Source organism: Sedimentitalea todarodis (assembly GCF_032595355.1).
Lineage (GTDB): Bacteria > Pseudomonadota > Alphaproteobacteria > Rhodobacterales > Rhodobacteraceae > Sedimentitalea > Sedimentitalea todarodis.
On record NZ_JASMWN010000003.1, the window covers coordinates 200,188 to 219,470 of the forward strand.

General features: G+C 61.9%; 17 protein-coding genes. 6 read left to right on the forward strand and 11 right to left on the reverse strand.

Features of this window, described 5'->3' with window-relative positions:
* Nucleotides 1-125: 125 nt before the first annotated feature.
* Nucleotides 126-713, reverse strand: a complete 588-nt coding sequence (locus QO231_RS05790; RefSeq protein WP_316774199.1) for a lytic transglycosylase domain-containing protein — start codon at nt 711-713, stop codon at nt 126-128.
* A gap of 183 nt (nt 714-896) precedes the next feature.
* On the opposite strand from QO231_RS05790, the gene ssb reads away from it, so the two are divergent.
* The gene (gene ssb, locus QO231_RS05795; RefSeq protein WP_316774573.1) at nt 897-1,415 is read left to right on the forward strand and encodes a single-stranded DNA-binding protein; all 519 of its coding nucleotides are present in this window, start codon (nt 897-899) and stop codon (nt 1,413-1,415) included.
* 58 nt (nt 1,416-1,473) lie between these two features.
* On the opposite strand, the gene QO231_RS05800 is transcribed toward ssb, so the two are convergent.
* Both QO231_RS05800 and QO231_RS05805 read right to left on the reverse strand, forming a co-directional pair.
* Nucleotides 1,474-1,881, reverse strand: a complete 408-nt coding sequence (locus QO231_RS05800; RefSeq protein ID WP_316774201.1) for a (R)-mandelonitrile lyase — start codon at nt 1,879-1,881, stop codon at nt 1,474-1,476.
* Between the two features lie 38 nt (nt 1,882-1,919).
* Nucleotides 1,920-3,464, reverse strand: a complete 1,545-nt coding sequence (locus tag QO231_RS05805) for an acetolactate synthase large subunit (RefSeq protein ID WP_449421104.1) — start codon at nt 3,462-3,464, stop codon at nt 1,920-1,922.
* Nucleotides 3,465-3,602: 138 nt separating this feature from the next.
* On the opposite strand from QO231_RS05805, the gene QO231_RS05810 reads away from it, so the two are divergent.
* The 4 genes from QO231_RS05810 to QO231_RS05825 are packed head-to-tail and all read left to right on the forward strand — an operon-like array spanning nt 3,603 to nt 7,442.
* Nucleotides 3,603-4,472 carry an FAD binding domain-containing protein gene (locus QO231_RS05810; protein WP_316774206.1) on the forward strand — a complete coding sequence of 290 codons (870 nt, stop codon included), beginning with the start codon at nt 3,603-3,605 and terminating at the stop codon, nt 4,470-4,472.
* Nucleotides 4,473-4,475: 3 nt separating this feature from the next.
* Entirely contained in the window at nt 4,476-4,955 is a 480-nt protein-coding gene (locus QO231_RS05815; protein ID WP_316774208.1) for a (2Fe-2S)-binding protein, read from the forward strand.
* Nucleotides 4,955-7,204, forward strand: coding sequence for a xanthine dehydrogenase family protein molybdopterin-binding subunit (locus QO231_RS05820; protein WP_316774210.1), 2,250 nt, complete (start codon nt 4,955-4,957; stop codon nt 7,202-7,204). Before QO231_RS05815 ends, QO231_RS05820 begins: the two co-directional genes overlap by 1 nt.
* Nucleotides 7,197-7,442, forward strand: coding sequence for a MoaD/ThiS family protein (locus QO231_RS05825; protein WP_316774212.1), 246 nt, complete (start codon nt 7,197-7,199; stop codon nt 7,440-7,442). The genes QO231_RS05820 and QO231_RS05825 overlap by 8 nt, the downstream gene beginning before the upstream one ends.
* 56 nt (nt 7,443-7,498) lie before the next feature.
* Here the strand turns inward: QO231_RS05825 and QO231_RS05830 are convergent, their stop codons facing one another.
* Nucleotides 7,499-8,119 (reverse strand): glutathione S-transferase family protein, encoded by a 621-nt coding sequence (locus tag QO231_RS05830; protein WP_316774214.1) that lies wholly within the window; start codon nt 8,117-8,119, stop codon nt 7,499-7,501.
* Nucleotides 8,120-8,299: 180 nt separating this feature from the next.
* Here QO231_RS05830 and QO231_RS05835 point away from each other — a divergent pair, with 180 nt between their 5' ends.
* Nucleotides 8,300-8,509 carry an SHOCT domain-containing protein gene (locus QO231_RS05835; RefSeq protein WP_316774216.1) on the forward strand — a complete coding sequence of 70 codons (210 nt, stop codon included), beginning with the start codon at nt 8,300-8,302 and terminating at the stop codon, nt 8,507-8,509.
* A 151-nt stretch (nt 8,510-8,660) separates the two neighbouring features.
* On the opposite strand, the gene QO231_RS05840 is transcribed toward QO231_RS05835, so the two are convergent.
* The 7 genes from QO231_RS05840 to QO231_RS05870 all read right to left on the reverse strand — a co-directional run bounded on the left by QO231_RS05840 (nt 8,661) and on the right by QO231_RS05870 (nt 19,280).
* Nucleotides 8,661-10,010: a peptidoglycan-binding domain-containing protein gene (locus QO231_RS05840; RefSeq protein ID WP_316774217.1), complete on the reverse strand. Its 1,350-nt coding sequence runs from the start codon at nt 10,008-10,010 to the stop codon at nt 8,661-8,663.
* Nucleotides 10,011-10,217: 207 nt separating this feature from the next.
* Complete coding sequence (locus QO231_RS05845; protein ID WP_316774218.1) at nt 10,218-11,768, reverse strand: formylglycine-generating enzyme family protein; 1,551 nt, start codon at nt 11,766-11,768, stop codon at nt 10,218-10,220.
* 2 nt (nt 11,769-11,770) lie between these two features.
* Nucleotides 11,771-12,967, reverse strand: a complete 1,197-nt coding sequence (locus tag QO231_RS05850; protein WP_316774219.1) for an ABC transporter permease — start codon at nt 12,965-12,967, stop codon at nt 11,771-11,773.
* Nucleotides 12,961-13,674, reverse strand: coding sequence for an ABC transporter ATP-binding protein (locus QO231_RS05855; protein ID WP_316774220.1), 714 nt, complete (start codon nt 13,672-13,674; stop codon nt 12,961-12,963). Before QO231_RS05855 ends, QO231_RS05850 begins: the two co-directional genes overlap by 7 nt.
* Before the next feature lie 8 nt (nt 13,675-13,682).
* Entirely contained in the window at nt 13,683-15,626 is a 1,944-nt protein-coding gene (locus tag QO231_RS05860) for a vWA domain-containing protein (protein ID WP_316774221.1), read from the reverse strand.
* The gene (locus QO231_RS05865) at nt 15,607-16,635 is read right to left on the reverse strand and encodes an SEL1-like repeat protein (RefSeq protein ID WP_316774223.1); all 1,029 of its coding nucleotides are present in this window, start codon (nt 16,633-16,635) and stop codon (nt 15,607-15,609) included. The genes QO231_RS05860 and QO231_RS05865 overlap by 20 nt, the downstream gene beginning before the upstream one ends.
* Nucleotides 16,632-19,280, reverse strand: coding sequence for a virulence factor SrfC family protein (locus tag QO231_RS05870; RefSeq protein ID WP_316774226.1), 2,649 nt, complete (start codon nt 19,278-19,280; stop codon nt 16,632-16,634). Before QO231_RS05870 ends, QO231_RS05865 begins: the two co-directional genes overlap by 4 nt.
* Nucleotides 19,281-19,283: the final 3 nt, after the last annotated feature.

Consider the following 19,283-nt stretch of genomic DNA (forward strand, 5'->3'; position numbering starts at 1 on the left):
GTTTGATCTCCTTTTCTGTCTCCGCCGCCACTGCGGCAGATGCTGAAGAGAGAACGTCCATGCCCTGAAAAAGTTCCCGGCATCCCGGGATTGCGGCGAAAACCCGCTAGCTGGTTGGTCAGGGATCAGCCCTTGCCCCAGATCACCTTCACGTAGTTCTTGGTTTCCTTGTAGGGCGGCACGCCCCCGTGCTTTTTGACGGCATCCGGCCCGGCGTTATACGCCGCCAAGGCCAGCCGCCACGAGCCAAACGCGCGAAATTGCCGTGCGAGATACCGTGCACCGCCATCGAGATTCTCATAGGGATTCTTGGGATCGACGCCAAGCGCCCGCGCGGTCGCCGGCATCAGCTGCGCCAGCCCAAGCGCCCCCTTGTGCGAACGGGCATTCGGATTCCAGCCGGATTCCTGTTGCACCAGTCGCGCGAAAAGCTCCTCGGGCACATTGTGCCGACGTGCCGCCTCCTTGGCCATGCTCAGGTACTTGCCCCGGTACTTGCCGCGATAGGACTGTGTGCCGCCTTTGCTGGGCGCGTGAATCGTCGGCGGTTTCAGCCGCGCTGAATTTGCGTACTGCTTGGACGCGCGGCCATCGAGCACCCGCGTCTGCGAGGCAAACAGGTTCCGCTTGTTCTTTGTCGAGAACATATCCGCATGTGCGGCATGCGCCAGCCCTATGCCCGCGATCGCAATCGTCAACGCCAACCTGCGCATCCGGCCCACTTCCTGCTCACTGTTCCTCGGCGCGCACTATACCCAATTCATCCGGAAATGCCAGACATCGGCGTCCGTGTGGCGTTTACATTGTTTAAACATTTGTCCCGGACGTATAGTCTGGCGCAAACCGGATCATCAGGATTCGGGTGCAGTCTACAACTTACAGGAACAGGAAGCGCCATGGCCGGCTCAGTCAACAAAGTCATTCTCATCGGAAACCTGGGCCGCGATCCCGAAGTGCGAACATTTCAGAACGGCGGCAAAGTGTGTAATTTGCGTATCGCCACAAGCGAAAACTGGAAAGACAAGAACACCGGCGAGCGGCGCGAACGTACCGAATGGCATTCCGTTGCCATCTTTAACGATGGGCTTGTTCGCATTGCCGAACAATACCTGCGCAAAGGCAGTAAGGTCTATGTTGAAGGTCAGTTACAGACCCGCAAATGGCAGGATCAATCCGGTCAGGATCGCTATTCGACTGAAGTTGTTCTGCAAGGATTTGGCGGTACCTTGACCATGCTCGATGGTCGTGATGGCGGCAGCGGCGGTCAGGGCGGCGGCTACGGCGGTGGTCAGGGCGGCGGCTATGACAGCGGCCCGCAGGACGATCGCTTTGGCGGCGGCCAGGGTGGTGGTGGCCAAGGCGGCGGTCAGAGCGCGCCATCCTCGCGCGACATGGATGACGAAATCCCGTTCTGAGGCAAGTCGCCAACCAACGGCATCGACGTCGGGCCACGCGCCGCCGACCCGTACAGCGTCACGCCTTGGGCGCGGCGCCGTAATCGTCTTCGCAAACATGCTCCAGCCAGTTGGCGACCGACCCGTCCCGTGCCTCTTGCATTGCAATATGGGCCATACCGGTGTCAGGTGCCGCGCCATGCCAATGCTCCTCTTGCGGAGGTATCCACACCGTGTCTCCGGCGCGGATCACACGCGGCGCTTGTCCCCGCAGGCCAACCAGACCGACGCCCTCCGTCACATACAACGTCTGGCCCAGCGGGTGCGTGTGCCAGGCCGTGCGCGCCGAAGGTTCAAAACTCACCCGCAATGCACGCAGCCGCGCCGGATCAGGCGCTTCGACGATCGGGTCTTGCCAGACGGTTCCGGTGAACCAGTCCGAACTGGCACGCCGTGACGGGCGGTTACCCGCAGGAAATATTTCCATCTCGTTTTCTCCTTATTGCGGCGCAACCGGGCAGACGCTCAGCAGGCCAGTTCGATCAGATATGGTCCGGAAACGGACAAGCCTGCCTTGATCGCCGCTTCCAGCCCCGGCGCATCCTCGGCGCGGCACCCATCAACCCCCATGCCGCGCGCCATCTCGATCCAACCCAGATCAGGCCGGTTCAGGGACAACATGTCAACCGCGCGCGGACCCGGGTTCTGCACCCCCACATTGGTCAACTCGCCGCGCAGGATCTGGTAGCTGCGATTGGCAAAGATCACGATGGTCACGTCCAGTTGCTCGCGGGCCATTGTCCACAGCGCCTGCGGTGTGTACATCGCGCTGCCATCGCCGATCAGCGCCAGAACCTTGCGGTCCGGACAGGCAATCGCCGCCCCGATCGCCACAGGTAGTCCGTAGCCAATAGACCCGCCGCAATTGTTTAGCCATGTGTGTGGCGATGCGCCTGTCGTTGGACCGAAAAAAGCGCGACCGGTAGTCACCGATTCATCCACCACGATACCGTTTTCCGGAATCGTACGGGCCAATACCGCGGCAATCGCTTCGGAGGTGGCTGGGCCTTGCGGCAATCCGATGTCCTGTCGCGCTCCAATGCCGGCGGGTAGCCGTTCCGCCGCCCCAACTGCGTCCGACAGCGCCTCTAGCGTGCCGACCAGATCATCGCCGGCGCCCGCGAGCGGTATGATATCGGCATCGTCGCGGGTCAAAACCGCTGGCTTGCCCGGATAGGCAAAGAACCCGATCGGCGCGCGCGCGCCCACCAAGACGATACGCCGGTACCCGCCGAGCGCGTCCAGAGCCAGATCAATCGGGTAAGGCACCTTGCCAACCGCGACCCGGCCCGCGCCGCGTTCCATCCGGGCGTTGGACCATTCCGACAGCAAGGCACATCCGGTCTGCGCCGCGATCCGCCCGGCTGCATCCAGCGCTGCATCGCTCAGTGCCCCGCCGCCCAGCAACAGCAGGCTGTCGGACCCTTTCAACGCGGCAATCGCCTGATCCAGCGCTGTCGTATCCAGATGTCCGCGCTCGGGCACAGCGCAGGGTTCGGCCACCTGCCCGCCTGTCGTCCAGGCCGTATCACTTGGCAGAATCAATGTCGCGACTTGCCCCGGCGGCGTCCGTGCGGCCTGGACCGCGCGTGCGGCATCCGCCCCGACATCGGCGGCACTCGCAGACGCATGAACCCAGTGGGAGACCGGGCGTGCGATACCCGCGATGTCGGAGGTCAGCGGCGCATCCAGTTCGATATGGCTCGCCGCGTGTTCGCCGACGATGTTGACCACGCCGGACCCGGCCTTTTTCGCGTTATGCAGATTGGCAAGCCCGTTTGCCAGCCCTGGCCCCAGATGCAGCAGCGTACAGGCCGGGCGCCCCGCCATCCGGTAAAACCCGTCCGCCGCACCGGTCGCGACACCTTCAAACAGCGCCAGAACCGATCGCATGCCCGGCACCTGGTCCAGCGCCGCCACAAAATGCATCTCTGAGGTGCCCGGATTGGTGAAACAGGTATCCACCTCGCTTGCGATCAGGGACCGCACCAGACTCTCTGCACCGTTCATTTCCGTCATCACCCTGCCCCTTTAAATTTTCCCGATCCTATGCGCAGCCCGAACAGCGATGCAAACAGTCTGGCAGGTGTTGCCGTTGGCTGCATGATCTGAAACAGTTGCGTGGCAAGTCCAGCGGGAGCCCGACACATGCACTACCACACTCCGACCAGTTTTGATGACGCCATTGCGATCGCAGCAGAGGCCTCGGGCACCACGCGCTTTCTCGCGGGCGGAACCGACGTGCTCGTGCAGATGCGCGCCGACATCCTGACGCCTGACACCCTGATCAACATCAAGGGGATCAGCGGCGTCCAGGACATCACCCGCATGTCCGATGGCGGCTGGCAGATTGGCATCGCCGTCTCCGGCGCCGAAATGAGCGAACACCCCAATCTAGGCAGCGACTGGCCCGGCGTTGTCGAGGCCACCGACCTGATCGGATCGACCCAGATCCAGGGGCGGTGCACCATGGTCGGCAATCTCTGCAACGCCTCGCCCGCCGCCGACGCGGTGCCTGCCATGGTCGCGGCCGGGGCCAGCGTCACCGTGACCGGCCCGGGCGGCACGCGTCAGGTCGCGGTCGAAGACATCCCCACCGGTCCCGGCAAGACCAGTCTCGGCACCGGCGAAATGATCACCGCCGTGCATCTGCCACCGCGCGCATCACAGGGCGGAGATGCCTATCTGCGGTTCATCCCCCGCACGGAAATGGATATTGCGGTCGTCGGCTGCGGTATCAACCTGCGTCTTGACGGAGAAACGATCACCGAGGCACGTGTCGCGCTTGGTGCGGTTGCTCCCACGGTGCGGCTGGTGCCCGAGGCCGCAGAGGCGATCATCGGCACCACGCTTGACGACGCGGCTCTGGCCGCCCTCGCAGCCGCGGCCAGCGCGGCCTGTTCCCCGATTGATGACAAACGCGGCACCGTCAAGTTCCGCACCCATGTGGCTGGCGTGCTGGCCCAACGCGCCGCGAAAATCGCCTACGCCCGCGCCCAGGGCGAAAAGGACAGCTGAACCATGAGCAAGATACACGTTACCACGACCATCAACGGCGATCAGGTCGAATACCTGTGTGATCCACGCGAGACCCTGCTGGATGTGCTGCGCGACCGTCTCGGTCTTACCGGGGCCAAGGAAGGCTGCGGCACCGGCGATTGCGGCGCCTGTTCGGTCACGCTCGACGGACGGCTGGTGTGTTCCTGCCTCGTGCTCGGGGCGGAGGCGGAAGGCCACGACATCACCACCATCGAAGGCATGGCCACCGGCGAAGAGCTGCACCCGTTGCAACAGAAATTCATCGAGTATGCCGCCCTTCAATGCGGCATCTGTACACCCGGCATCCTGGTCGCGACCGAGGCGTTGCTGAAAAAGAACCCGAATCCCACGGAAACCGAAGTGCGCTATTGGCTGGCGGGAAATCTCTGCCGCTGCACTGGCTATGATAAGATCATTCGCGCCGTGATGGACACGGCAGCAGACATGCGGGAGGCGTCGTAATGGCACTTGATGCTCAGAAAACCAATGGTTTCACGCAGGTCGGCACACGTCCGAACCGCCCCGATGGCATAGACAAGGTGACCGGGCGTGCACGCTTTGGTGCCGACGCCACCGCGCCCGGCATGCTCTTTGCGACCATCGTGCGCAGTCCACACGCGCATGCCCGGATCAAGAACATCGACACCTCGAAGGCCACGGCACTGGCCGGGGTCAAAGGTGTCGTCACCCGCAGCGATTTCGCGACCGGGCTGACCGGAGAGAACTGGAACATCCTTGAAAACGTGATGGCGGGCGACACCGCGCTCTATGACGGCCACGCCGTCGCCGCCGTTGCCGCCACGAGCGCCCTGATCGCGCGGGACGCCGCCAGGCTGATCGAGGTCGAATACGAGGCCCTGCCCCACGTCACCGACGTTGACAAGGCAATGGCCGATGACGCCCCGGTGATCCGTGCCGGTGCCGCCGACAAATCCGTGCCCGAGGGTTTGCACCCCAACGTGGTGCGCTATCACGAGAGTGGTCACGGCGATGTCGAGGCCGGGTTTGCCGAGGCCGATCTGGTGATCAAGGATCATTTCAAGACCGAGGCCACCCATCAGGGCTACATCGAACCTCACGCCTGTCTCGCGACGCTGGGTGGTGATGGCAAGGGCGAATTGTGGTGCTGCACCCAGGGCCATTGGAATGTGCAGAAAATCTGCGCCGCCCTGCTGGGTCTGGAAACCGCCAACCTGCGTGTCACGGCGTCTGAAATCGGTGGCGGTTTTGGCGGCAAGACCGCCGTGTTCATCGAACCCGTGGCGCTGGCGCTGGCCCGCAAGACCAATAAACCCGTCAAGCTGGTCATGACCCGGTCCGAGGTGTTCCGCGCCACCGGGCCAACCTCGTCCACGTCGATGGATATCAAGATCGGCATGAAGAAGGATGGTATCATCACCGCCGCAGAAGGCACCTTCCGCCTGCAAGGCGGGGCCTTTCCCGGCGCGCCGATGGAATTCACGGCCATGTGCGCCTTTGCCCCCTATGCGCTGAAGAACGTGCATCAGGTCGGCTATGACGTGATCGCCAACCGGCCGAAACAGGCGGCCTACCGCGCGCCCGGCTCGCCGATGGCGGCCTTTGCGGTGGAATCAGTGATCGACGAACTCTGCAACCAACTCGATCTCGACCCGATCGAAACCCGGTTGAAGAACGCCTCAAAGAAGGGCACCAAAGCCAGCTTTGGGCCGATGTTCGATCGGATCGGGCTGGTCGAAACGCTCGAGGCCGCGAAATCGCACCCGCACTACACCGCGTCGCTTAAAGCCGGTCAGGGCCGTGGGATTTCCTGTGGCTTCTGGTTCAATCATGGCGGAGAAACCGCCGTGACCCTCGCTCTTTCCGAAGATGGCACCGCCCAGCTCGCGGTCGGCACCCCGGACATCGGCGGCAGCCGCGCATCCATGGCGCTGATGGCGGCAGAAGAGCTTGGCATTCCCTATGACAACGTCCGCGTGACCATCGCCGACACTGCGACGCTTGGCTACAACGAGGTCAGCCACGGCAGCCGCGTCACCTATGCCAGCGGTCTCGCCACCATCGAGGCGGCGCGCGATGCTGTAAAAAGGCTCTGCGGCCGCGCGGCCGCCAAATGGGGCATCCCCGAAGACGCGGTGAAATGGGAAAACGGGTGTGCCGTGCCCTCTGGTCCCAATGCCGGAGATTTCGACCCGCTGCCCATTGCCGAGATCACCAAGCGCATGGGCGCGACCGGTGGCCCCATCGTCGGCCATTTCGAGGCCACGCCCGAAGGTGCCGGGGTCAGCTTTGCCACCCACATCGTCGATGCCGAGGTCGATCCGGAAACCGGCAAGACCAGCGTGGTGCGCTATACCGTGGTGCAGGATGCGGGCAAGGCGATCCACCCCACCTATGTTGAAGGCCAGTACCAGGGCGGTGCGGCACAGGGCATCGGCTGGGCGCTGAATGAGGAATACATCTATGGCGAGGACGGGCGTCTGCAGAACGCCGTGTTCCTTGACTACCGGATTCCTGTCGCCAGCGACTTGCCGATGATTGACACCGTGATCGTCGAGGTCCCCAATCCGGGACATCCCTATGGCGTGCGTGGCGTCGGCGAAACCTCGATCTGCCCGCCACTTGCGGCCATTGCCAACGCGGTCTCTGCGGCGGCGGGCGTGCGGCTGTGTGAACTGCCGATGTCACCGCCCCGCATTCTCGCCGCGCTGGAAAAGCAGCGCGATGGTTGAGGTCAACCTCTGGTCCGGTCTGCGCGCGCTTGCCGATGGCAACGACAAGGTCGAGGTCGAGGCGAAAACAGTTGGCGAGGTCCTCGAGGGCCTCGTCAAAGCGCATCCCGGACTTCAGGAGGCCATTGACGCTGGCGTATCAGTCGCGGTCGATGGGCGCGTCATTGCAAGCAGCCTGACAGAGCCGGTGCAACCGGATAGTGAGGTTTTCCTGATGCAGCGTCTGAAGGGCGGCTAGAGCGTTTCGAGCCTAGCCATACGTGCAGCACGGACCCAATCCGGCGCAGGCTGCATTCACGCAAAAGCGTAGCTTCCGCCCCGCTCCAGCGCCCGGACGAATCCGGGGCGTGCATGGATGCGCTCGACAAAATCAGCCAACTTGGGATGCGCATCACCGCGTCCTTGACGCACCGCGACTTCGGCGGGAAAACTCATCATGATGTCGACGGCTGACAGATCATCAAGCACGAAATGACCGGATGGACGAAGAACGGCCTCCATGTAGTTGAAATGTGTATCCAATTGCTGTTCAATCCTGGGCCCAAGCGGAGCCCCTGCCGCCCCCAGCTTGCCAACATACAAGGCCAGCAGAATGGGCGTCATCGCGGACCCTTCGGCGAAATGCATCAACTCCTGATGGGTAATCCAATCGTCGCTGTCTGCGGAGGGCACCATCTGCGCCCCGTAGCGCGAACAGATGTATTCGACGATCGCTCCGCTCTCGGTGATCAAACGTCCGTCATCCTCGATCATCGGGGACTTTCCAAGTTGATGAATCTTCAGCAGCTCCGGCGGCGCAAGGTTGGTTTCCGGATCGCGCTGGTAGGTCTTGAGATCATACTCAAGCCCAAGTTCCTCGAGCAGCCAGAGAATGCGTTGGGAACGCGAATTGTTGAGATGGTGAACGATGATCATGCCTGGTCTCCGAAATCTGGACTTGGTACAGGCTGACGGGTCTTGCCTTATAACACCAGTCCCCATGGCGTGTGCGTGACGGCGATTTTTTTGCTGAAGATGCACCACGGCTTAACCTTGTCGATGTAAATGGCCGGCTAAACTCATGTGAGATAACTTGAAGAGCAGCAAGGAACCATTATGAAACGCATCGCTATCGGCGGCTTTCTCATTCTGTCACTCGTCGCGGTTTCGGCCTGTGGCGGCGGCGGCGCGCGCAACACGACGCACATGACAACGGCAACCACCGGACAGGAATTGACCGACCTCAAGGCCGCTTTGGATGCCGGTGCAATTTCTCAGGCCGAATACGAAAAGAAGCGCAAGGAAATACTCAAGAAGAAGGTCTGACACAGGCAACGACACCCGTTCCGCAACGCACAAAAAAACCCGGCAAACAGTGGCTTGCCGGGGTCTCAAAATTGGCTTTGATGGCTTGTTACGCTAGTCTCTGTCATACGCCGTCCGCAACTCGGACAGCACTGGGCAGATCTGGCAAAACTCAGTTGTTCGAAGGAGCCGCAAAGACAGGAAGCGCCGCTGCCGAGTTCGCAGCAGAGCTTCCGCCCTGCATCGCCTCTTTGAGAACGGCAACACGGTCAGAGGACTGGCCCAATACAGTCGTGCCGCCGCCGGCGAGCGAATCCATTGCCAGGTTCATCCATGCACCGGATTGTTGTGGCGATGCCTTGGCCGTGCCGAACCCTTCCCGCATGTGGTGGCTGACCATTTCACCATAGCCAAGCTGGCCTGAGGATGCGAGCAACACCGCCGAGGCAAGCGCCATCGACGCGTTGTCGGTGCGATAACCGACACCCAGACATACCTTACCCCCGGAGACCAACTGGTCCATCGGGCGGCCGGAACCTTGCAGGAAGCCTGCGGTATCCCCGATCACCTTGTCAGGACGCGCAGTTTCAAGTGCAACCATATGCGGTGCGATCGCCTGTGACAGGCCTTCGCATTGCTGCGCGATCTGCGCGTCGGTCATGTTCGGAATCGTTGACACAATCGACGTGCTTTCGGCCATGGCATGGGTTCGTGCCAGGCAGAATTGTTCGTTCAGCGCAAACTCGGCGTCCGTCACCCGACCTGCCGTTGTAATTCCACCATTTGCCGCAGTCAGAACATTGATTTCATTGCAATATTCATTCACAGATTTTGGCACCTGACCAAAAGTGAAATCGGGCAAGGCTCCGGTATCTGCACGCGCCGTCACCGGCTCAGGCTGCGTTGGCACCGGCGCAGGGGCCGGTGTGGGAGCCGGAGCCGCAACAGGCACCGGCGCGGGCGCAACCGGAACGGGGGCCGGCGCTTGAACGGCGGCGCTCTGGATATTCGGATTTGGCGTCTGGATACCCAGCTGTTCGTTGCGGTAGGTCCGCAACAGGCCGCCATAGCCTTGCGTCGCAACGATTTGGTTGTAAGGCGGCACCGAAGAACTCGCCAGCGAACGCTGATAGCTGCCCAGAAGGAAGTCTTTCTCGTAGGTATCCATGTAGCCATCCGGCTGGAAACCCATATCCGCCTGGTAGCGGGAAATTCCGGAGCGGCTCTTGCGACCGAGCGATCCGTCTACGGACCCGACGTGATATCCAAAATAATTGAGAGCCGTCTGAACCTGACGATTCTCGGCGCGCTGTGCCGATGAAATGCCGCTGCTATAAGTACGCGTGGTTCTTCGGGTGGTCGTGCGCTGGCGCTGCTTGTTCTTGTGCACTTCGTTGACGATGATGCCGCCCAGCAATGCACCGCCCAGCAACGCGGCGGCGTCGCCGGCGACGGCACGTTGCGCCGGCACGGCAATCAGGCTGGCCGCGACCAGTGATGTAAACAATCTCTTGGTGAACATATCTAAAAACCTCACGCTAGAAAAGGCGTGGCAAGACACGGGCCTCGTGCCAACCAACAGCCTTATGCGGTTGAAATACCAATTCTTACCCGAACAGCGGACCACCCATCGCCCTTGTTGTCAAGATCACCCACCCGAAATGCCACCGTTCCGGCACGGATCTGGCAGCATTGTGAAGGGAATCGGCGCATAGCTGCCAAAGGCTGGTCAATCGAGTGCGACCTTGAGCAATTGTGTGGGGTTGATGTCGGGACGAGCATCATAGACGGCTAAATCTTCCCAGAAACGATCAAGCGTACGCAGGGTTTTGTCGCGTCCGGACAAGGACAGTTCTTCGCGCAACACGTTATAGGCGGCCTCGCGATCGGTGGCGCCGATATCTGTCGTCAGTGTTTCCAAAGCCGCACGAAAGGACAGCAGATAGGTCGATTGTACATGCCGCATCTGTTTGATCTCGGCCACGTGCTTTTCGACCTGCCGCCCATAGACCGCGCTGTTTTCTCCGGCGCGCTGCAAATCGATAAGCAATCGGATATTGCCCGCCTTGTTCTCGATATCCGCGGCATTCTCGTCCAGAGAATCCACGAAGACAGCGCCCGCCAGAAGTGTCGCGCGCGCGGATTGCTGGAGCGCGGTCTGCGCGCGGTCGCGGGCACGGCGGAATTCAAGCTTCAGATTATCAAGCTCGTCCCTGCGCCTTGGGTCGATTTCGGCCTCGATCAGCGTGGTGATCCGGGCAACCGGATCCACGGTCGCGCCAGTCTGGTCGGCATTGGCCAAATCCATCCATCGTTCGCGTATCTGGTTCAGCCGCTGGTCGCTCGTTGTGATCGGTGCGGCAAGGACGAGGCGCACTCCAAACGTCTCGGCCCGCAGCGGTGTGCCTTTGGCAGCATCATAGGGCGGGTATTCGGTCCGCTGAGCGCTGTAAATCTGATCGGCCGTCGAGAGGACTGAACCGCCCCGCGTCACGATGCCCCCGACCTGCCCGCCGGAACGGCCTATCGCGTTCAGCCGAAACGGCTCGAGCATGAGTTCCTCGGCATTGCCATAGACATCAAACAGCCCCAGCGGGTTGGGGTTGCGCACTCCCACAGGGCCCAACTTGCCGCGCGACGACCCGGACGCCTGAAAGCGGGCGAAATCCCGCAGATCACCTTTGCCAAAGAACACCGGCGCCGGAAACTGTGTTGCGTCCACCCGAGCGCCACCACGCGTTGCGTACTCCCATTCGGCCTCGGTCGGCAGGCGAAGAAAGGCAGGGACGTCGTCGACCTGTGGCAGGGCCCCGACCGCGTTCTTAAGGAGCCATTCGTTGTATCGTTGCGTCAGGGTCACCGCGTCAAACCAGCCAAGCCCACCTTGCGCCAGCCGGTCCGCCCGTGTTGGCGCTGCACAATCCCCATTCAGGACCCGATACTGACCATGTGTGAGTTCGTACCGGGCAATGTAGTAATATGTGGTCCCTGCGTCGTCATCGCGAAATGGCCCGCGCAGATAGGCGGGCAACAGGTAGTCGGAATAACCGGTCTGGTCACGCGATTGGCCCAAACGCACACGCCGATCGGCCAGGGGATCGGTTGCATCCAGCGGTACGCTGACCTTCTGGAACGCCATTGCCGCGCCACAGGGCATTGGCAACAGCAGATCGGCGGGATCGGTGTCAGCGGCGGGATCGATCAGCTCGCGCGGCCAATCCTGCTGGGCGGAAAGCTGACACGCCAGAAGTGTCAGGATGACGATCAACCAAAGGCGCATGATCACGACCCTTCCCGCAGAACGCTTGCCGGGTCCAGCCGCTGAGCCGACCACGCCGCAACCGCCGCAGCTCCGAGAACCAGCACAAGCACTCCAAGACAGATCGCCACCCCCTGTGCGGCCGGTATCTGCGTCAGCGACGCGCCATCGGGAAGCCCCTGTCCGAACATCGCACCGGCGATGCGGCCGGCACCAAGATACAGCAGAAAAGAGAGCGCCAAACCCGCAAGCGACGTGATCAGCGCCTGAACCACAGGAAAGAGCGCGAGCGTGTGACCGGGAATACCCAACAGCGCAATGCCGGCCAGGACCGTCTTCTTTCGGCTGACGTCCGACCAGAACCCAAGCACCAGCGCCGCGCCAAGACCAAGCGCGGCCAACGCGGCGGTCAACCCAAGGGCAAGGTTCAGCTTGCGACCCAAACCAAGCAACGATTCAACCTCGCGGGTGCGCGCCGTGGTGCCGATGGACAAGTGATCTTCGATCCGGGCCTGAAGTGCTGCGACGTCCTCAAGACCTCTGGCATAGACCCGCACCCCCTCGTAGGACGGCACCCGGTCCGCCAGATCGCGCGTCCCTGTGATGCCATGATCCGGCAGGCTGTAGGAATCATAGAAGGCTTCGATCAAGTCCAGCATTTCGAAAGGGGCCAGCACCGCGCGCCCCGCCGTGGCCGTTTCCGGCAGGATCACCGCCACGGTGACCGGCAGAACAAGTTGCCTGGGACGGCCCTCGGCCTGGCTGATCAACTGCAGTTCGGTGCCAGCGTCCAGATCAAGCTGCGCGGCCAGTTGGGCGCTGACCGCAACCTGGTTGCCCGCGATCTCGGTGCCGCGCGGCAATGTCGGATCGCCGCCCCCCGTGGGGATGATCAGCGCGGGCCGCATTCTGCGCCCTCCTTTCGCGCGGACGTTCATGAAATCGAACTGGCCCCGCACCTTGGGTGTCAGAAACGCGATCTCCGGCCAGCCGCGCAGGGGGGCAAGATCCCTGTCCGTGAAAGAGGCATTGCCCTGTGTGTCGATCTGCCGGTTGGCCGGGTCCGCGAGCATCTCTCCGATCAGCGCCGAATAAACGCCGTTCTTGACGCCGAACAACACCAGGAGCGGCACAAGGATTCCAACCATGATCGCCACGTTGCAGAACAGAAAGAACCGATCCCGCATCAGATCGCGCCATGCCAGCGTCGCGATCAACATGGCGCCGGCTCCAGCCTGCTGGTCACGACACCATTCTGTGACTCGGTGGTCAGCGCAAGACGAGGAATACCAAAGCGCGCGACTCGGTCGGTGTCATGGCTTGACAGGATCACGCCGCTGTCTTGTTCTTTCGCCGCAGCCAGGAGCAGATCCAACACCACGTCAGCGCTGTCACTGTCCAACGCGGCGGTGGGTTCATCCGCGATGACAAAGGGCGGCCTGTGCGCCAGCGCGCGCGCGATGGCCACGCGTTGCCGCTGGCCGATCGACAGCGCCCCCGGCATCAGGGACGCGACATCGCCGATCCCCAACCGGTCGATCAGCGCCGTGCACCATGCAGCATCTTCGCGTCCGGTCACATGCTGGGGAAGCGCGATGTTTTCAGTCACCGACAGAAACGGCATCAACGCGCCGGTCTGCGGCACAAACCCGAACAGTTGCCCGCGCATCCGCGCCAGATCGGCATCGCGCACGCCCCTGCCCCAAAGCGTCGCCAAGTTCTTGCCGTCACACAAAAAGACCGTCCCCTTACCCGGCGCGCGCAACAGCCCGAGCAATTCCAGCAACAGCGTCTTGCCCGATCCGCTGGCTCCCGTCAGGGCCACGGCCTGCCCCGGCGCAAGCGTCAGCTCATCAACCTGCAACCGGAACGCACGATCGCGGTCGCGCAGTTCAATCCGGCCATCCGTAAGGGTCAGACCGCGCACCATCGGCCCTAGGGCAACACATCGAATGGCATCGCAAAGACATATTCACCATCCGGCGCGCCTTCATAGAGCGGGGTCCAGACATCCGGGTCGAGCAACCATTTGCGATATTGTGCCAGTTTCTGCCGCATCCCGTCCAGAATGGCCCGCCTGTTCATCGCGCTTTGCGCCCAGCGATCCTCGGTCGTCAACATCAACTGGCTTTCATAAGGAAGATCATCAAGGAATTCGAGCGCGCCGCCCAACGTGTCGCTTTCGGTGTTGATCAACCGATCGGGGTTCTGCGCCATTCGTGCCACGACATCCCGCACCTGGGTGAAAAAACTCGCCGCATCTTCCGCGCTCCGGCTCTGTTCGCCAAGCGTCAAGAGTTGCGACAGCAAGTCGGCCATCGTCGCCATTTCGTTCTTGGTCACCAGCAACCGCGGTTCGATGGCCAGTTTTGACGGATCCTCGACCGCCTTTTCCGACACCCAGCCTTCGATCACATCTGGCGCCTGGGTGCCACGCAACCGGCCCAGATAGGCCAGTTGCAGGGCAAGACCCAGATTGACCATCTCCTGGCCGGTATCTTCGGGTGCGAGCACGGGTGCGTCATTGCGTGCAACGCGAATCACATCGGTAATCGCAGTGACCAGCCGCGTGACAGAATCCTGCAAGGCCTGCGGCGATCCATCTTCGATCCCGTAATAGAAGGTGTCTTCGTGAAACCGCGACAGATCGCGATACTGCGCGGCGGCATAGGCATGTTGAGCCTCGCCGCCTGCCGGGGTCTGCAGGTGCAGGGTCATGATTGCAACACCCTTGTCCTGCGCATCCCGCTGCAATTCCTTGGCCCCAATCTGGGTTCGGGCATTGGGATCACGCACGTCCTTGGGACCGGCATCGGTGATCAGGATCACGATCCTGGCGTCGAACGGATCGCGACCGCCACCGCTCCAGTCGGTGAGATCGACCGCATCTTCCACACCGGCCAGGCTGTCTTCGTTGAAGCCCGGCGAATTGATCTGCGCGACACGGGTTGCGGCGCGGATCGTGGCTACGACCGGGGTCTGATCCTGACGACGTTGCAATGGCAACAATGTGCGCGTCCGGTATTCCAGTTCGGGCGTGGTCTCGGTGTTGTCGCGAAATGCGACGACACCGAACTGCACCCGCTTACCGATCTCGGTGCCCTGCAAATCGTCAACGATCTGTTCCACCGCCGCCTGCGTACGCTGGATGTAGGGTTCCATCGACTGGGTGGTATCAAAAACAAAGACGATCCCGGCATCAAAACTGTCGGCTTGCGCCTGCGCCGGCTCTGTTGCTTCGCGCAGCGGCACCGAGGCGACCTTCATCAACAGGTTTTCCTCGTAGTTCAGCGGATGCAGATCCTGAACAAAATCAAGGATCGGCATCAGGTAAAGCTGATCGACGATGTTGACGTATTCCGGCGGTTCCACGGCGACGATCCCGCGCGCTTCCGGGACGCTTCCGGCCGCGACTTCGGCCAGCATCCGGGTCTGCGTCTCGCGCAGTGATTCGTGTTCCATCATCCGGCGCAGCTGGGCTTCGCTCTCAAAGAGAAACTGCCGCGCTCGCCCCGCGCGGTTGGTAAAGGCCGCTACGATGTTCTGTTTCCAGGGCACGACCGATCCGGCCTGCACCCAACCGGTCGCCCCGCCGCTGATCGAAGGGCCGGCCTGGAACCAGCCCGGTTGAACATCATAGATGTAGAGCGGCTGAAACGCAGGATAACCGCGCGTCGCGGCCTCACCCGGCGTTGGATAGCTGAGCGCGCCGGGGCGGGTCAGAACCCGTTGATAGACTGTCTTGCGCCCTTCGACGAGCAAGGGCCGTTCCGTACCCTGCGCCACCGCGACCACCGGAACAACCATCGGCATCATCAGGACGACACAGCCCGCAATGGCCGCACGCACATGAAACCAGTTACGAACAGAAATCATCATAAGCCCCTCTGGCTAAGGTCGCGTCATCGTCGGCCAAACGCTCGCATGTCTTGCTCAGGTTCTCGGCTGCTGCATCGGATCCGGCGTTGACCGCACGCGCATAGTATTCCGCCGCCTGCGCCGGATCATCCACAAATGTGAGACCGGTCAGATTCTCGATCCTCGGATCCAGCGATTCGCCATCATAGAGCGTGCCAAACAACAACAGCGCATCCGGATCATCGACTGCTGCGGCCTCTTCCACAAGGCTAAGCGCGGTATCCGGCTGAACATCCGATCCGCAGGCACGGATCGCGTCGGCAATTGCGACAAAGCCCCCCCTGGTCGCGGCAAGTGTTGCACGGCTGCAGGGCTCAGCTTGCCCGGTCGCGAGGGGCGCGGGCGCGGGCGCGGGTTCCGGGTCCGGCCAGAAATACCAAGCGAGGAATGCCCCGACCAACACTACTGCCAACAGCAAGGGCAACAACCACGACCGACCGGGTTCGGGTTCGACGCCCAACTCCTCGGGTGCGTTTTCAGTCGCGACGGGACGTTCGGGAACGACGATCCCGTCATCCTCGGGGCTGTCCAGTTCCACCGTCCCGACTCGCCGGTCGATGATCTCGGCCTGCTTGCGGCCAACCGGCTGCAACCCGCCCAACACCGCAGCGCCCGCACGCTGAGGAACATTGTCTGGCCAGCTTACTTCATGGGTTCGACCGGCCAAGGTGAAACGCAAAGGCGCGTATTCATCTAGCTGATTGACAATCTCCGGCCCGATCCGCACCCAATCTGCACCATCGTGCCGATACACTTCGTAAGGCCCGAACTCGTATCGCTCCGTCTGCCAAAGCGCCTTGCCAATGCCGCCAGACGCGTCGGTATCTTTGGCGCGCGCCAGCCAGCGCTCGCCAAATGCATCAAAGACAGCGACATGCTGCGGCCCGTCCGGCAGGCTGCCTGTCTCAAGCTCCAGAAACGCAAAACCACCGGCAGGCTCCTGCGGGTCGGGGTGAACCCGCAAGGTCATGCGGCAGACGGCCCGGTCAACGAGGCAAGAATTTGGCCAAGGCGCAGGTTCTGTTCGATGTTGATTTCACCACCGGCACCATCCTTGGCATTGGCAAGCGCAACGGCATCCAGGGCAAACACCCAGTCGCTCCACATTTGCTCTGCCATCGCCTTGGGCGTTGCTGGCAAGTCGTCGACGCTATCAGCGGCGGGCGGCGCGCTGAAGATCGCGCGGTTCCCGCCATCGGAGGTCTGCACCTGCGGGCGGTCGGATTCCGCCACGTCCAGCATGCCCAGAGTAGACACAAACCGGTTGATGCTCTCCGCACCCAGGATCGAGGCAGGCTGTGCCTGTTTCTCGACTGTCAGCCCGAAGTTGATTTCCTTGAGCCCTTCCGCCGTGTCCCGACCCAATCCGGTCCGTCGCGCGGCATGTATCAGCTCTGCCACCAGATCGCCTGCCGTGACATCGCCCAGCCCATAGGCTTTGCGACGCAGACGGTCATCGCGAAACTGCTTCATCCGGTCGATCCAGAGCTCGATCGCTGTTTCGGACTGAAACTGTTCCAGCGTCATGGTGCGGACATCCGGCTGGCTCACATCTTCAGCTTGAACGGTTGGATCCGGACGCGCTGGCCGGCCGGGGCGCTGCAAGACCGGGGCATCGGCAGTTGCCGGGCTGCTACCGCCGCCTGCCGCGCTCACAGCGCTGGTGATCCGGACAGAGCTTGGCACCCGCGCGATACGGCCCTCGATCTCGTCCTGATCGACCATCAGCGCCGCGAGTACCGCACCAAAGCGGTGCCGCGCCAAGGCGTCTTCCAGATCGTCGATGATCCGGCTTACAACTTGTTTCTTCTCGGCAATTCGGGTTTGCAAATCATCGGCCACATGGAACGGACTGATCGCCTGTCTGAGTTCCTGCCGCGCCTGATCAAGCTGCGCACCAATCTGGCGCAGCTTGCTGTCGGGTTTGCAGACTCTTTCGAGCGCCGAAATCAGGTAACCGACACCGCCGTCGTTCAATGACATTGCCGCATCCCAAGCTGCGGACGGATCGGCAAAGTGGCGTCTCACCGACGGAGCCGCCAGACAACCCGCGCGCAGTTCGGCAATGCGAGGCTGCTTTTCAGGTCGAATGCGGGTTTCGCGTTTGCCCGCGTCATACTCCATCAACCCGTCGACATAATAGTTCGGATTGCGCAGCCAGAAACAGTTGGAAAACGGTTTGTCCGGGGTCCATTCCCCGACCCAGTTGTCACTGCCGCGTCCGAATTTTTCCAGGAGCGACGCAGCCATGCGCCGTTCAAACCGGGTCTCATCGCCACCTTCTGCCGCGGAATCTCCCAGATGCTTGTCAAATTTGGTCAGCACCACAAACAGCACGCAATCGGTCTGTGCCCGCAATTGGGGCGTCGCCCCATGCGTATTTCCGATCCAGTTCTGGACAAGGCCCGGCAGATCGACGGTTTCCATGTTACTGTCCGGAACGCAGAGCAACATCGAGGTGATTTCCTGATTTTGCACATATCTATCAAATAGATAGGCGACCTTTCCGCGCAGCAGGAGTTCGGGCAGTATCTGCTCTGCACCGCCCGCGAATGCCTTGTTCAAATCCTGCTCAAAGCGATTTCTCGCGCCGGGGAAATCCAGCAGATCCGTTTCCGAGAACATCGCCGAGGGCAGCGATTGCATCGGCAGCACCAATTCTGCCGCCAGACCGCACACGACGGACCGGGGCAACGTTACCGGAGACCGCCCTTTTGCGACCACCGACAGCGGTGCACCGTCTGCCGAACCCGACAGCGTCTTGACGTCGATGATCGAGGTTTCGCGCGGTACCAGGGCATTCAACCCGGCAAAGACCTCTTCGGCGTGACCAAGTTGTGCCAGAGCATCGGCCAACCGGACATACAGATCGCAAAACGCCTGATGCCCGCCCCAGAGCGGAGCAAGGAATGCGGCGCGGTCCGCAATGTCCAATGTCGGTGCAATCGTCGCCGCCTCTTCCCAGAACGGGCGCAGAGCCACGGCATAGGCCTCGCGGCCAAAGGCGGCTTCGACGTATTCGCCGATCTCGTAAACGTCGTCGCTGGTCATCCCGGCACGCGCGCCGACGGCACGGGCCTTGAAGGCATCAAGATGCGCGGCAATCTCGGTGGGCTCGGGGCTGACTTCCGACCGGTCGCCATCCATGAAGAAACTGTTGAGCAAGGTGCGCACGATGTCCGCTTCGCTCAGCAATGTAAGCCGCACCGGGTATCCGTCAGGCGTAGGCGCACGGTCCATGGTGAAACGTGTCACCAGCCCGGTGCTTTCGCCTTCGCCTTCGGGATTGATTTCGCGGATATAGTCCAGCGTCCCGCCCGGCCCGTCAAAATCGGCAACCAGCGGCCCATCCGGGGGACGAGCCAGAACCGAAACGAGAAACGACTTTCCCGCCTGACTCGGGCCAAAGACGCTGACCGACATGCGGGTTTGGGCAGCGCGGGCCAACCTGCGCGCACGGCGCGCATTGCGGCGCATCATATGCACGAGAGACTTGGTTTCGGCCCCGACCAGTTCCGAATTTTCCGGGTCTTCGATCCACGCCTGTGCCTGTGCGGTCAATTCCGCGAACTCGGTGCAATCCCCGGCCAGCAGTTGTTGGTCTTGTGCCGTCATACT

Bases quoted from the DNA above. Each gene is read 5' to 3' on its own strand.
- QO231_RS05790 (WP_316774199.1), bottom strand. From the start codon at position 713: ATGCGCAGGTTGGCGTTGACGATTGCGATCGCGGGCATAGGGCTGGCG.
- ssb (WP_316774573.1), top strand. From the start codon at position 897: ATGGCCGGCTCAGTCAACAAAGTCATTCTCATCGGAAACCTGGGCCGC.
- QO231_RS05800 (WP_316774201.1), bottom strand. From the start codon at position 1,881: ATGGAAATATTTCCTGCGGGTAACCGCCCGTCACGGCGTGCCAGTTCG.
- QO231_RS05805 (WP_449421104.1), bottom strand. From the start codon at position 3,464: ATGAACGGTGCAGAGAGTCTGGTGCGGTCCCTGATCGCAAGCGAGGTG.
- QO231_RS05810 (WP_316774206.1), top strand. From the start codon at position 3,603: ATGCACTACCACACTCCGACCAGTTTTGATGACGCCATTGCGATCGCA.
- QO231_RS05815 (WP_316774208.1), top strand. From the start codon at position 4,476: ATGAGCAAGATACACGTTACCACGACCATCAACGGCGATCAGGTCGAA.
- QO231_RS05820 (WP_316774210.1), top strand. From the start codon at position 4,955: ATGGCACTTGATGCTCAGAAAACCAATGGTTTCACGCAGGTCGGCACA.
- QO231_RS05825 (WP_316774212.1), top strand. From the start codon at position 7,197: ATGGTTGAGGTCAACCTCTGGTCCGGTCTGCGCGCGCTTGCCGATGGC.
- QO231_RS05830 (WP_316774214.1), bottom strand. From the start codon at position 8,119: ATGATCATCGTTCACCATCTCAACAATTCGCGTTCCCAACGCATTCTC.
- QO231_RS05835 (WP_316774216.1), top strand. From the start codon at position 8,300: ATGAAACGCATCGCTATCGGCGGCTTTCTCATTCTGTCACTCGTCGCG.
- QO231_RS05840 (WP_316774217.1), bottom strand. From the start codon at position 10,010: ATGTTCACCAAGAGATTGTTTACATCACTGGTCGCGGCCAGCCTGATT.
- QO231_RS05845 (WP_316774218.1), bottom strand. From the start codon at position 11,768: ATGCGCCTTTGGTTGATCGTCATCCTGACACTTCTGGCGTGTCAGCTT.
- QO231_RS05850 (WP_316774219.1), bottom strand. From the start codon at position 12,967: ATGTTGATCGCGACGCTGGCATGGCGCGATCTGATGCGGGATCGGTTC.
- QO231_RS05860 (WP_316774221.1), bottom strand. From the start codon at position 15,626: ATGATGATTTCTGTTCGTAACTGGTTTCATGTGCGTGCGGCCATTGCG.
- QO231_RS05865 (WP_316774223.1), bottom strand. From the start codon at position 16,635: ATGACCTTGCGGGTTCACCCCGACCCGCAGGAGCCTGCCGGTGGTTTT.
- QO231_RS05870 (WP_316774226.1), bottom strand. From the start codon at position 19,280: ATGACGGCACAAGACCAACAACTGCTGGCCGGGGATTGCACCGAGTTC.